Consider the following 12,397-nt stretch of genomic DNA (forward strand, 5'->3'; position numbering starts at 1 on the left):
GAAGTTTTGGGGCGTTTTTCATAGAACCGCCCCCGGTGATGTTTTCAATCAATCGTATTTGAGCAGTCAGAGATCTCTTTGTTCAATCCATCCTGAATTGATTCACGCATCCCTGGAATGGGGGCAAGATGCAGGGTTTCCGAAACAGCATTCCAGTCGCTCTCCGACAGGAGAACCGCATTGCCCAGTTTTCCTTTGATGATGACCGGCTTATGCAAAGTTACGGCATCATCAACAAGTTTATAAAGCTTTGCCCGGGCGCTTGTTACGGATAGTGTGGTCATAATTTTGTCTCCCTTACTGGTAACGTAAGAAAATCAGTCGTTATCCAGCAATTTGCATCATCTCTGTTTTAAATTTAGCTTTATTTTTAAACGGAAAATGGTATCTTCAGAATCCTGATCCGAATCAGGCCCTTGTAGCTCAGTGGATAGAGTAGTAGTTTCCGAAACTATTGGTCGGCAGTTCGAATCTGCCCAAGGGCACAGGGATTTAAGCTCCAGAGGAGCGACAATATTGGTAGACCCCGACGCAGTCGGTGGGGACGGAAGGAAAAAACGCGAAACAATTCAATCGCGGTAAAATTACATATTTCGGGGTGTGGCTCAGTTGGTAGAGTGCTGCGTTCGGGACGCAGAGGTCGTGGGTTCGAATCCCGCCACCCCGACACCAGAGGCGATTACGGAGAGATCTGTAATCGCCTTTTTTCGTCCTCTGTTTTTTTTATGGTTTGAGTATCAGCGCTGTCTTCGCTTCAGACACCAAACACTCCGTTTTTCAGCTCTCCTGTAGAGGCCGGTCCGGCTCTTCGGCAGTTGCCTCCCGGTTTTTTCCGCCCCCGATCATCTCTACGGATATACCTTGAGTCGTTCAAACCGTACATCATACCGTTTTTGTTTTACCTGAACAGCAGGGAAAAGTACGCTGTATTTGCTTTATTGATTCAGCGTTACTATCTTTTTTGGTAGTCGCATTGAGTACTGAACCGTCGAGTATCTACCTCTTTGCGTAATCGGGTGTGGAGTTGTTTTCTGTCAAATTCAGGATCAAATCAGAAAGGAGGAGTTCCATGTCAAATGCCATCCTGCTTAACTGGCTCAATTTTTCAAATGCAATCTCAGCAATGCCGAAGAACGAGCAACCTGTAAGTTCCGAGCAATTGAAAAATATATTCAGTGACTTATTGTTATGGTATCAGGAGTTTACAGATATTCCTTCCGAAGTTCTTGAGACGGCAGCAACAATGCATGAGCAGTCGATTGAAGCGTCTGCATTGATAAAAAAGAAGGGGGGTTTGCACAGTTCGGTTCATGGTGCGGTTGAATTTCTCAGGGCCTATCAGCAACCTGCGGAAATTGTAAATATGTCGCGGTATGGGGCTGAAAAACAGGAAAATAGTGACCTTTCTTTGATGATTACAAAGTTGTCCTCGTTTCATACTCAACAAATGCAGTCGCTCTCCTGGCTCATTGACTGGCTTGAAAAGGTTGATCCTCTCTTTCCGGCTTATACGTACAGAAATAAACTGGCATGCTGTTTTTCATCAGTAGAGCATAAGTTTTGTTTTGATAATGCCAGAAAATGCATTTTTGAACCCTCGTTATCATGGATACATGTTCCGGGCGCAACGCTTTCCGGGAGCTCGTCGAAAGGTGATTGCTGTCTTGGAACAACGCTCTCTTCCTGTTCTGGAGGAACGCTCAGTTGCGACTGTGTTGCAGGCAATACAGGATGTGATTGCAAAGCACCAAATCAGCTGTGCGGCCAGAATGACAAATCTGTTTCAGTTTATGCGGCAAGTTTCAGTGATGTGAACTGCAAGAAGCTTCAACATGACCTTGCTGAAACCGGACAAATCATGCCACCCTGTCTTGCTCTTGACCCTGTTCGAGAGAGTGGCTGTATGCTTGAGCACTCTGAGATGTATTTCAAGGGCTCTTCATGCACAACCCTCAATTCACGAAAGGGACGCTTTATGGTTTCTGCTTCTGTTGTACCGTTTAATCTCGGGAGGCTTGTCATGCAGACAAAAGAGTGTCAGCAGACTGGTTTCTGCCCGCCGGTCAGTTCCGGCTGTTCCGGGCTTTGCTGATACTATGCTCTATCCATCTCCATATAACATCATTGTGCCTGACGGTGATGAGATACTGCTGTTTAACACTCATACACTGAGTTTTGGACGGTTGCACTCCTCAAGGTATGTTGATGCAATAAAACTTGTAGAGTCGCTCAACAACGGCAAAACGCTCTCTGTTTTCGATGATGAGCTGAAGCATGTCGCATTTGAAATGCGTCAGAAGGGTTTTTTTGTATCTGATCTTGATGAAGCAAAAAAAGAGCTGACAGAAAGGTTCACTCGACGAAAAAACAGGAGTCAACATCTTGGTCTGACCATTGCACCTTCGGTTAACTGTAACTTTTCCTGCCCTTATTGCTACGAGTATTCGGAATGCACCACAATGTCTGGAGAAATTCAGCGGAATGTTGCAGCATATATAAAAAAAGAGCTGAGTTCGGCATGCTACAAAAGCATGCATGTAACATGGTATGGGGGAGAACCGTTATTGCCTGATTGTTTTGAAGCGATTGAGTATCTCTCGGAGCAGATAATCTCCGCATGCAAGAAATACGACATTTCATATACGTCAAACATCATAACCAACGGCTATTTGCTTGATCGTGAAAAAGCCAAACATCTGGTTGAGTGGAAGGTCGCTCTTGCGCAGGTGACCCTTGACGGTCCAAAGTCGTTCCATGACAGGAGCAGAATTCATAAAAACGGTAAAGGGACTTTTGATCGTATTATCGGGAATATCAAAGCGAGTAGCGATCTTCTCCGATTCAGCATTCGCATGAATGTCAATGAAGAGAATGCTGCATCCATAATGGAACTCAAAAAAATCCTGCATGAAGAAAAACTGCTCGACAATAAAGGTCGTGTGGCATTTTATGTTTCACCAGTTCGTTCGTATACCTCTTCATGTCAGAGTAGAGACTGCCTGAGCAATTCGTCTTTTTACAAATTGCAGCTTGAATTGCTGAAAAACGGCATAAATAGCGACGGCTTCCATGTTGTTGAAGAGTATCCGACGCTTAAGGAGAGTGTCTGTACCGCCATAGCTTCAGATTCCTATGTAATTGGTGCTTCGGGGGAGCTTTACAAGTGCTGGCTTGATCTTGGGCGTCATGAACTTTCTGTCGGGCAGATAGGCAGGGAAGGGATCGAGTTCAACGAAAGGATAGAAAAGTGGGATGATTTCATGCCTTTTGACGAAGGGACTGAATGTCTCTCTTGTTCGATGTTACCTGTCTGCATGGGTGGATGTCCGGAGCTTAATATGCGCAGTCGGAATCAGCAAGAGAATCAGGCATGTTGCAATTGGAAATATTTTCTGAGTGAACATTTGCGCTTTATAGCTAACGCACAAAACCTGCCTGATGATTCCCTGTCAGGTTTTACCAACAAGAGGTAATGTGCTCGTATCGGCAGCACGCTCCATGCCTATTTCAGCGCTGTTTTCGCTTCAGGCACCGAATGCCCCGTTTTTCAGCTCTCCAGTAGACACAATCCTGCTTGCAGGAGGGGCATATCTCCTGATATTTCCCTGAAACCATTGAGATGATGAGGGGATGGCCGGATTGATGGCCTGAGCTTTATCAGTAAGTGACTCCTCCGGAGCATCAAAAAAACGCACTGCCTTTGCGATGCTTTCAAGAATCCTCCCTGAGCTGTAATCCTCTATAGTGCCCATAATTGTTTTGTTGTCAAGAATGATAAACAATCCGGATTACTATTTGAAAAGATAGTTGCTATAATGCATGGAAATGCATAATATAACACCGTATGAATACGTTTATGAGACAGATTGTTCGATGGATCTGTGGGGCTTTTCAGAAAGAAACAGTAGTCGGTATTTGAAACCATTAACGAGGGGAGGTTACATCATGGGCTCAATCAGAATGCATTTAAAATTCGACCCCAGTGTTGTCATGTATCTGGTGATTATTGACAAACTGCTGGCAAAACGGGCTGATCTTCTCAAGGTGAGGCCTTCAGAGAAATTTTTCGACATGATCAGAGAGCAGGTTGTGGCACATGTGGCCGAAGGTGCTGAACCGCCAAAGGAGATCGCTTCTGCGATCATGAACATCGCCGATGACATCATTTCACATCGTGATGTGACCCTGAAGGCAGGTGACTACATCGCGCTGATGAGCTACGCAAAGGCGAATAAACTCCTCTGATCTTCTCCTGTTTTTCCGGGATGAGCTAAACACTCGTCCCGGAATGATGTTTGATTTTACGATTTCAAAAAAAAGGAGACCCCCCCATGCCTTTCGAAGGATTTCCAATCGTTATCGGCCTCGAACTTACCCTTGCCTGCAATCTCAGATGCCGGCACTGTGCTTCTGCTGCAACGACAAGGTCCCGTTCAAATGAACTCTCTCTGGAAGAACTGCTCTCTATTTGCGACCAGTTTCCGGATCTCTTTGTTCAGGAAGTCGATATCACCGGCGGAGAACCGCTGCTCCGGCCGGAATGGTTTGCTGTTACTACGCACCTTAACAAGCTCGGCATCCCGGTACGGATGGTTACAAATGGCTCGCTTCTGAAAGAAAATGTTCCTCAACTTAAAGAGAGTGGTATTGCAACGGTCGGTATCAGCCTTGACGGTCTTGAAGCGACGCACGATCGAATAAGGGAAAGGCCGGGACTCTTCAGAACTATTGTCGGCGGCATAGAGTCAGCTCTCAAGGCGGGTATTCCCATAGCGGTTATCACGGCGGTTAACGACATTAATATTGAGGAACTTCAGGCGCTCGAAACATTTATCTGCAATCTCGGTATTGAACACTGGCAGGTACAGCCAACCTTTTCTCTCGGGCGCGCAAAAGAGGGTGAACTTACCCTCTCCAATGAAACATTTCTTGAACTTGGAAGCTTCATCCAGTGTCGCCAGGAGCCATGTTCTTCATCAATGATCAATCTTGTACCTGCAGACGGTGTCGGCTACTTCTCTTCACTTGACTCAAGAACAAGAGCCTGGAGTGGCTGCGCTGCTGGCATCTCCTCCTGCGGCATCACCAGTAACGGGTTGATCAAAGGCTGTCTTTCCATGCCTGACCGTTATGTAGAGGGAAGCCTGCGTGAGCGTGAACTCTGGGATATCTGGTTTGATGAAAACTCCTTTTCCTCTACAAGGAGATTTTCAACTGCCGATCTTGGAGATAACTGTACTGCTTGTGAACATGGCGAAGCATGCAAGGGTGGCTGTTCAGTCATGTCTATTGCCGCAACAGGCAAGTATCACAATAACCCGTACTGTTTTCACCGTTTGCTGAAAGAACAACCTGCGATAGTCGGTTGAACATCCATTCATTCAGTTGCCGAGGGTGTACCAGAGCAGAAAGAGTGATGAGACGGTCATCATAATAAAGGTTGCAATACCGAAGAAATTCGACCAGAATTTATTGGTGTACCTGCCCATTATTTTTTTGCTGTTGCAGATGTGCAGGATGAGTGCAATCAGTACAGGCGCAGTAATTCCGTAGAGTACGGCAGTATAGATGAGCGCCTGAATCGGGCTGATGCCGATGAAGTGGATCAAGAGACCGACAACGAGCGATATGGCCATGGTGAGGTAGAATCCCGGAGCCTCATAGTATTTTTTGTCAAGTCCCTCCTTCCATCCGAAGGTTTCCGCCATCATATAACTCAAGGCTCCGCCAAGTACCGGAATGGCAAGAAATCCGGTACCGATAACGCCCAGGGCAAAGAGAAGATAGGCCTGGTCTCCGGCCAGGGGGCGCAGCGCACGGGCAGCCTCCTCCACGGTGTTGATATTATGGATCCCGGCATTGAAGAGTACGGTGCCTGCAGCAAGAATGATAAAGTAAAAGACCACATTGGTAAAGAGCATTCCCCCCTTGACATCAGCCTCCATCTCCTCGATAATTTTTTTGTCAACCATAAGCTTTTTTTCGTGCCGTTCTTCAACCTCCATGGATGCCTGCCAGAAAAAGAGATAGGGAGAGATTGTCGTGCCGAGAATGCCGACCAGCATGAGAAAATAGGCCTTGTCAGGAGTGAAAGAGGGGAGGAATGTATCCCTCAGGACATGAGGCCAGTCAACACCGATAAGAAAGGGGATGAGAATATAGCTGACAAGGCTGATACAGAGCCATTTGAGAATGACCGCTATTTTATGGTAAGACCAGAATATGACACTATAGAGAATAAGGGCGGTAAAGAGAATCGAGAATGAAAATGCGGGTATGACCGGAAAGAGCAGGTTGCCGACGGCTCCCATTCCGGCAATATCGGCGCCGATATTGAGCGTTATGGAGGGGAAACTGATAATCAGGATGAGATAGAGCAGATATTTCGGATAGTATTTCTTGATGATGCCGATAAGCCCGTGATTGGTTACGAGCCCTATTCGGGCGCACATCTCCTGCACAGAGACCATAAGGGGATAGGTAACAATGGCGCTCCAGAGCAGTTGGGAGCCGAAGGCTGCACCGGCCTGCGTATAGGTGGCGATCCCTGAGGGGTCATCGTCACTCGCTCCGGTGATCAGACCGGGCCCGAAGATCCCCCAGAATCGCTTCAGGAGAGAGGGCTTTTTGTGGGCAGTGGTCATGGTTTATGTATAAAATCAGACACGGGTATCCGGCATAATGTTTTACCTCTTCTTCGCACTATCTTATAAAGTACGGAACGGCAGAATAAGTTCTCTTTGAGAGTTAAGGATTGCTAACCCGCAGCCATCATGAACAGCAGCATACCGCATGAGGAATTTGTCGGCCTTTCTGATGCAGAAGCCGCCGCCAGACTTGCCTCTGATGGATACAATGAGCTGCCTTCCTCCGGCCGTCGTAACCTCTTCATCCTTGCATTCGGCGTAGTGAGGGAGCCGATGTTTCTTCTTCTTGTTGCCTGCGGAGCGGTCTATCTGGTTCTTGGTGATCTTTATGAAGCATTGATGCTACTCGGCTTTGTGTTTTTCGTGATGGCTCTTACACTCTATCAGGAGCGGAAAACAGAGCATGCACTCGAAGCATTAAAAGATCTCTCCAGTCCGAGAGCCTCTGTTATCAGGGATAGAGCACAGCGCCGTATTGCCGGACGTGAAGTGGTAAAAGGTGATCTGCTTGTTGTCGGTGAGGGGGATCGTGTTCCGGCAGACGGTCAACTGCTCTCCGAGCTTAATCTTATGGTTGATGAATCGCTTTTGACCGGAGAGTCGGTTCCTGTCAGGAAGAGTGCCGAAGAGAGAGCGGCAGTTGATGTTCGTCCCGGTGGTGATGACCTTCCGTTTCTCTATTCGGGAACACTTGTGGTTCAGGGGCAGGGGATTGCCAGAGTAACAGCTACCGGCACCGGTACTGAACTCGGAAAGATAGGCAAGGTGATTCAGGGTGTAGAGCCGGAAGAGACCCGGCTTGAGGCGGAGACCGGCAGATGGGTGCATAATCTGGCCATTGTTGGAATTTCTCTTTGCGTTGTTGTGATCCTTTTCTACTCCTTCATACACAGGGGGGAATGGCTTGAAGGCGTGCTTGCGGGAATTACCCTCGCCATGGCTACTCTTCCTGAAGAGCTGCCGGTTGTGCTGACCATATTTCTTGCCATGGGCGCATGGCGGATCTCCAAAAAACAGGTGCTTACCCGTCGAATGCCGGCAATAGAGACGCTCGGGTCAGCTACAGTGCTCTGTGTAGACAAGACCGGCACGCTGACCATGAACCGGATGACGGTCGATACCCTCATTGCCGGAGAGAAGCGTGTTGATATCAGATCATTAGCGGAACAAGAGATGCCCGAAGATTTCCACGAACTGGTTGAGTTCACTATCCTGGCAAGTCAGCTCGATCCTTTTGATCCGATGGAAAAGGCCATCAGGCTCGTCGGAGATGCGTATCTAAAGGAGCGAGAACACCTGCACGGCGACTGGAATCTTGTGCATGAGTATCCGCTGTCCAAAGAGCTGCTCTCGATTTCCCGTGTCTGGAACTCGGAAAGAAGTGAGAACTATATCATTGCAGCCAAAGGCGCTCCCGAAGCGGTTATGGATCTCTGTCACCTTGATGCGTCAGCAATACAGCAAATCTCTCTTCGCATCAATGAGCTTGCAAATAGCGGGTTGCGGGTGCTTGGAGTAGCACGGGCATATTTTGTGCATTCCGAACTGCCAGAAAAACAGCATGACTTCGTCTTTGAATTTCTCGGCCTTATCGGGCTTGCGGATCCGGTCAGGCCGACAGTCGCTGCGGCCATTGCGGAGTGTTATACCGCCGGTATCCGTGTGGTGATGATTACCGGCGATTACCCTGGAACGGCCACTACTATTGCCCGACAGATCGGACTGAAAGAGCCGGAAATGGTTTTGACCGGCAGTGAACTGGAAGGGATGGCGGAAACGGAGCTGCATGAACGGATGGGTTCGGTGAATATCTTTGCAAGGGTTGTTCCTGAACAGAAGTTGCGACTGGTTAAAGCTCTCCAGATGCATGGTGAGATTGTGGCCATGACCGGAGACGGGGTCAACGATGCTCCGGCATTGAAAGCGGCCAATATCGGTATTGCCATGGGTGGACGGGGGAGTGATGTGGCAAGGGAGTCAGCATCGATGGTACTGCTTGACGATGATTTCTCATCTATAGTAGCGGCGATAAGGCTTGGTCGCCGGATATTTGACAATATCCGAAAGGCAATCGCCTATATTTTTGCCATTCATGTGCCTATTGCCGGGATGTTGCTTCTTCCCGTGCTTTTTCAGTGGCCACTCCTTTTTTTACCGGCCCACATTGCTTTTCTCGAGCTTATCATTGATCCGGCCTGTTCAATTGTTTTTGAGGGAGAGCAGGAGGAGCAGGATGTTATGACTCGCACACCAAGGAGAGCAGATGAGCCTTTATTCAACCGAAGGATGATCGCTGCCGGTGTCATGCAGGGTTTTGTGGTGCTGCTTGTAGTCATGGGCATTTTCTGGTTTTTCCGCAACAGGGGGGCGGGCATTGCAGAAGTTCGAACGCTTACCTTTACAACACTCATGATTGCCAATCTCTGTCTTATTCTGACCAACCGCTCCTGGAGCACGACCATTCGGGCATCGCTCTTTTTCCCGAATTCAGCACTGCTTCCGGTTATCGCAGGCGCAATGCTTTTTCTTGGAATTGTGCTCTATGTTCCGTTTTTTGTCACACTGTTCAGATTTTCTGCCATCCGTTTCACGGATCTGCTCATTTGTCTTGCTGCCGGATTCGGCAGTGTGCTCTGGTTTGAGCTGTTGAAATTAACCGGCGTCTTCAGATCAGGAAGGTTCTCTCGTTAATAGCCACTCCCTTACACGCTTTTTCGTTTTTTTTCGTTCAAAAATTCTCTGCACCATAATGACCACTGCAAAACAAAACTTCAACTTTCAGAAAATCGTTGCCGTTACCGGTGTTCTGCTGTTTTTGATCAAAATGGCCGCGTGGTATCTCACCAACTCAGTCGCCATTCTTACCGACGCACTTGAAAGCACGGTCAATGTTACCAGTGCCTTCATCGGATTATACAGCCTCTATGTATCAGCCAAACCAAAAGATACCAGTCATCCCTATGGACACGGCAAAGTGGAGTTTATCTCGGCTGCGATTGAAGGGACACTGATTTCGGCAGCAGGGTTACTCATTATTGTTGAGGCTGTAAAAAGCCTCGGAAATCCACGCCAGATAGGCCAGCTTGATTTTGGTATCTACCTGATAACCGCAACCGCAATCATTAACTACCTTGTCGGTGCCGTTGCGGTAAAGAAAGGACTGAAGAACAACTCACTGGCACTTGTAGCAAGCGGCAAACACCTCCAGTCTGATACCTATTCAACGATCGGCATCATTGTCGGACTGATTCTCCTTTATTTTACCAAAATCGCCTGGCTCGACAGCGCGGTTGCCCTTGTTTTTGCATTATTGATCGTCTATACCGGTTACAAAATCATCCGTGATTCACTCCGGGGAATTATGGATGAGGCGGATGAAGCGTTACTGGAAAAAATGGTTCAAATATTACAGATAAACAGGGGGGAAAACTGGGTAGATCTTCATAACTTGCGCATTATCAAGTATGGCAGTACCCTGCATCTCGACTGCCATCTGACTGTTCCGTGGTATCTCAATGTTCATGAGGCTCACGACGAAATTGACCGCCTCAATCAACTGGTCAGCAAAGAGTTCGGTGAATCTATCGAGCTCTTTGTGCATACCGATGGATGCCTTGACTACTCCTGTGAAATTTGCCGGAAAGAGGGTTGTTCCGCTCGAAAAGCGCCATTCCGGGAGAAAGTTGGGTGGACGGTTAACAATATATCAAGTAATCAGAAGCATCGGGCAGCGTAACGCGACCTTCTGATGACCACCGCCATTACCCTGTTCCGCGATTCGAATGCTTCTTTTGCGGTTCCCTGAAGTTGCGGTAGTAAAGGAAGGACTGAGTTTATATCATTACTTAACAGGTCATCATCATGCGGGTATTTCTTAAAAACGGAAACGGACTGGAGCCCATTGAAACGTGGCAGAAGCACTGCTGGATTAACATTGAATGTCCCAATGATGATGACCGGGATTATGTAATCAATGAGCTTAAAGTCCCCTTGTCGTTTTATAACGATATTGAGGATATCGATGAGAGGCCGCGAATTGAGGTTGAGGATGGATGGTACTTTATTCTGTTGAGAATACCCTATAAAACCAATGACGATGATCTTCCGTTCACGACCATCCCGCTCGGTGTTATTTTCAATGAGGATATTATCCTGTCGGTCTGTTTTTTTGAAACTGAACTGATACAGGACTTTATCGAGCATACGAAACGCAAAAACATCACGGTCGAAAACAATTTTGATCTGCTTCTCAAGCTCCTCCTCTCTTCAAGTATCTGGTTTCTCAAGTATCTGAAACAGATTAACCAGCAGATAAAAAATGCTGAAAGCAAGCTCGACAAGTCCATTAAAAACGAGGATCTTCAGAGACTGCTCCAGATCGAGAAATGTCTTGTCTATTTTTTAACCTCTCTCAAGGGCAATGATATTCTGCTTCACCGCATAAAGAATATCAAATCAAAAAGAGACGCTTATGATCTTGATCTGATAGAGGATGTCGAGGTCGAGCTGAAACAGGCACAGGAGATTACGAACATTTACAGTGATATTCTCAGCGGTATGATGGATGCCTATGCCTCGGTAATATCCAATAACCTGAATGTGGTGATGAAGCGGCTTACGTCGATATCGATCATTTTGATGATACCGACCCTTATCGCAAGCCTGTACGGGATGAACGTGCCCAATACCTTTGAAAATTCACCGTTCGGGTTCTGGTTTATTCTGCTCTTCTCTTTTCTGCTCTCAACTTCCGGAGTGATGTTCTTTAAAAGCAGAAACTGGCTCTGACTTCATGATAATGCCCGCCGGCGCATGCCCTTGAAGTAAAGGGGTATGCTCCGGCAAGGTGGTGGTCGGCTCTCTTTGCTCTCAGAGCACTCTCAATCCGAGGGATTCCGTCAGCTTAAGTTTTTCGGCCATGACAAGATCAGCCAAAGCCCCCTGCAGATCCTCTTCGGCAAATCTTGCGGTTGCTCTTCCCGAGTAGGCCAATACGGATTCCGGGTTGAGTTTTATTGCCCTGGTAAGGTCGGTTATTGCCCCTTCGCAGTCGCCGGAATCGATTTTAAGGATAGCGCTCCCGATGAACACATTGGCTGACGTTGTGTCAACGGCAAGTGCGCGTCTGAACCCTATCACCTCTCCCTTTACTTTACCGCTGCTTCCCGATTCGGAATTCATCGAAAAATTATTCATTTCAGATGTCATATTGTTGCAACCCGATAATGAGATCAGCATCAACGGCACCAGTAGGCATGAAAGAGAGAGAAAATTATTTTTCATCTGATATTTTGATTTTTAGCTGATAAAGATTCTGTGACGATTGCAGGGCATTACAGCTTTAGTCAAACAACTCCCCAAGAAAGCCGAGCGGCCCGCCTTTTCGTTTTCTTCTGCCGGTTTTCGGGTCGGTGTAGTAGTCGTGATCCTCTTCATGATAACGGTGACGTGACTCCTCCTTATGATGCTCCTGACGTACCGGGCTGAATTCAGTTGCTGAGCGCTCAATAATCTTGTCCAGCTCGCCCCTGTCGAGCCATACACCGCGGCATTCCGGACAATAATCAAGTTCGATTCCCTGACGTTCAGAGATCAGAAGATTGACGGTATTGCATGCTGGGCATTTCATGGTATTCCTTCTGTTTTGTGTTTGGTTTACTCCGAAGCGGTAATGAAGACAGCTGGAGAGAGCTCTTTCAATACAGTTCAAACATACCGGTTGCAACCTTAAAGAAGAGTAAGCGGGTGCT

At 47.4% G+C, this 12,397-nt stretch carries 12 protein-coding genes and 2 tRNA genes; 9 read left to right on the forward strand and 5 right to left on the reverse strand.

What is annotated here, in order from left to right:
• Positions 1–44: 44 nt before the first annotated feature.
• A complete protein-coding gene (locus G9409_RS06845) occupies positions 45–284 on the reverse strand; it encodes a type II toxin-antitoxin system Phd/YefM family antitoxin (RefSeq protein ID WP_166808068.1) in 240 nt (79 codons plus the stop codon).
• Between the two features lie 128 nt (positions 285–412).
• Here G9409_RS06845 and G9409_RS06850 point away from each other — a divergent pair.
• From G9409_RS06850 to G9409_RS06865, 4 genes are all read left to right on the forward strand, one after another.
• Positions 413–485, forward strand: a tRNA-Arg gene (locus tag G9409_RS06850).
• Positions 486–594: 109 nt separating this feature from the next.
• A tRNA-Pro gene (locus G9409_RS06855) sits at positions 595–667 on the forward strand.
• Positions 668–1,069: 402 nt separating this feature from the next.
• Entirely contained in the window at positions 1,070–2,092 is a 1,023-nt protein-coding gene (locus G9409_RS06860; protein WP_166808069.1) for a hypothetical protein, read from the forward strand.
• Positions 2,016–3,473 carry a radical SAM/SPASM domain-containing protein gene (locus G9409_RS06865; protein ID WP_166808070.1) on the forward strand — a complete coding sequence of 486 codons (1,458 nt, stop codon included), beginning with the start codon at positions 2,016–2,018 and terminating at the stop codon, positions 3,471–3,473. The genes G9409_RS06860 and G9409_RS06865 overlap by 77 nt, the downstream gene beginning before the upstream one ends.
• Before the next feature lie 51 nt (positions 3,474–3,524).
• Here G9409_RS06865 and G9409_RS06870 read toward each other — a convergent pair whose 3' ends face one another.
• A complete protein-coding gene (locus G9409_RS06870) occupies positions 3,525–3,752 on the reverse strand; it encodes a hypothetical protein (protein WP_235923258.1) in 228 nt (75 codons plus the stop codon).
• Between the two features lie 193 nt (positions 3,753–3,945).
• On the opposite strand from G9409_RS06870, the gene G9409_RS06875 reads away from it, so the two are divergent.
• The gene (locus G9409_RS06875) at positions 3,946–4,245 is read left to right on the forward strand and encodes a hypothetical protein (RefSeq protein WP_076791345.1); all 300 of its coding nucleotides are present in this window, start codon (positions 3,946–3,948) and stop codon (positions 4,243–4,245) included.
• Between the two features lie 86 nt (positions 4,246–4,331).
• Entirely contained in the window at positions 4,332–5,369 is a 1,038-nt protein-coding gene (locus G9409_RS06880; protein ID WP_166808071.1) for a radical SAM/SPASM domain-containing protein, read from the forward strand.
• Between the two features lie 12 nt (positions 5,370–5,381).
• On the opposite strand, the gene G9409_RS06885 is transcribed toward G9409_RS06880, so the two are convergent.
• Complete coding sequence (locus tag G9409_RS06885) at positions 5,382–6,644, reverse strand: NRAMP family divalent metal transporter (protein WP_166808072.1); 1,263 nt, start codon at positions 6,642–6,644, stop codon at positions 5,382–5,384.
• A gap of 129 nt (positions 6,645–6,773) precedes the next feature.
• On the opposite strand from G9409_RS06885, the gene G9409_RS06890 reads away from it, so the two are divergent.
• The 3 genes from G9409_RS06890 (at position 6,774) to G9409_RS06900 (ending at position 11,435) form a co-directional block, all read left to right on the forward strand.
• On the forward strand, positions 6,774–9,338 hold the full coding sequence (locus tag G9409_RS06890) for a cation-translocating P-type ATPase (protein ID WP_166808073.1): 2,565 nt from the start codon (positions 6,774–6,776) through the stop codon (positions 9,336–9,338).
• A 58-nt stretch (positions 9,339–9,396) separates the two neighbouring features.
• The gene (locus G9409_RS06895; RefSeq protein ID WP_208019680.1) at positions 9,397–10,383 is read left to right on the forward strand and encodes a cation diffusion facilitator family transporter; all 987 of its coding nucleotides are present in this window, start codon (positions 9,397–9,399) and stop codon (positions 10,381–10,383) included.
• A gap of 125 nt (positions 10,384–10,508) precedes the next feature.
• Positions 10,509–11,435: a magnesium transporter CorA family protein gene (locus G9409_RS06900; RefSeq protein ID WP_166808074.1), complete on the forward strand. Its 927-nt coding sequence runs from the start codon at positions 10,509–10,511 to the stop codon at positions 11,433–11,435.
• 81 nt (positions 11,436–11,516) lie between these two features.
• On the opposite strand, the gene G9409_RS06905 is transcribed toward G9409_RS06900, so the two are convergent.
• Together G9409_RS06905 and G9409_RS06910 are read right to left on the reverse strand one after the other, a co-directional pair.
• Positions 11,517–11,930 (reverse strand): tetratricopeptide repeat protein, encoded by a 414-nt coding sequence (locus G9409_RS06905; protein WP_166808075.1) that lies wholly within the window; start codon positions 11,928–11,930, stop codon positions 11,517–11,519.
• Positions 11,931–11,988: 58 nt separating this feature from the next.
• Entirely contained in the window at positions 11,989–12,276 is a 288-nt protein-coding gene (locus tag G9409_RS06910; protein ID WP_166808076.1) for a TFIIB-type zinc ribbon-containing protein, read from the reverse strand.
• Positions 12,277–12,397 lie beyond the last annotated feature (121 nt).

It is taken from the genome of Candidatus Chlorobium masyuteum (assembly GCF_011601315.1).
Classification (GTDB): Bacteria; Bacteroidota; Chlorobiia; order Chlorobiales; family Chlorobiaceae; genus Chlorobium; species Chlorobium masyuteum.

Bases quoted from the DNA above. Each gene is read 5' to 3' on its own strand.
- G9409_RS06845 (WP_166808068.1), bottom strand. From the start codon at position 284: ATGACCACACTATCCGTAACAAGCGCCCGGGCAAAGCTTTATAAACTT.
- G9409_RS06860 (WP_166808069.1), top strand. From the start codon at position 1,070: ATGTCAAATGCCATCCTGCTTAACTGGCTCAATTTTTCAAATGCAATC.
- G9409_RS06870 (WP_235923258.1), bottom strand. From the start codon at position 3,752: ATGGGCACTATAGAGGATTACAGCTCAGGGAGGATTCTTGAAAGCATC.
- G9409_RS06875 (WP_076791345.1), top strand. From the start codon at position 3,946: ATGGGCTCAATCAGAATGCATTTAAAATTCGACCCCAGTGTTGTCATG.
- G9409_RS06880 (WP_166808071.1), top strand. From the start codon at position 4,332: ATGCCTTTCGAAGGATTTCCAATCGTTATCGGCCTCGAACTTACCCTT.
- G9409_RS06885 (WP_166808072.1), bottom strand. From the start codon at position 6,644: ATGACCACTGCCCACAAAAAGCCCTCTCTCCTGAAGCGATTCTGGGGG.
- G9409_RS06890 (WP_166808073.1), top strand. From the start codon at position 6,774: ATGAACAGCAGCATACCGCATGAGGAATTTGTCGGCCTTTCTGATGCA.
- G9409_RS06895 (WP_208019680.1), top strand. From the start codon at position 9,397: ATGACCACTGCAAAACAAAACTTCAACTTTCAGAAAATCGTTGCCGTT.
- G9409_RS06900 (WP_166808074.1), top strand. From the start codon at position 10,509: ATGCGGGTATTTCTTAAAAACGGAAACGGACTGGAGCCCATTGAAACG.
- G9409_RS06905 (WP_166808075.1), bottom strand. From the start codon at position 11,930: ATGAAAAATAATTTTCTCTCTCTTTCATGCCTACTGGTGCCGTTGATG.
- G9409_RS06910 (WP_166808076.1), bottom strand. From the start codon at position 12,276: ATGAAATGCCCAGCATGCAATACCGTCAATCTTCTGATCTCTGAACGT.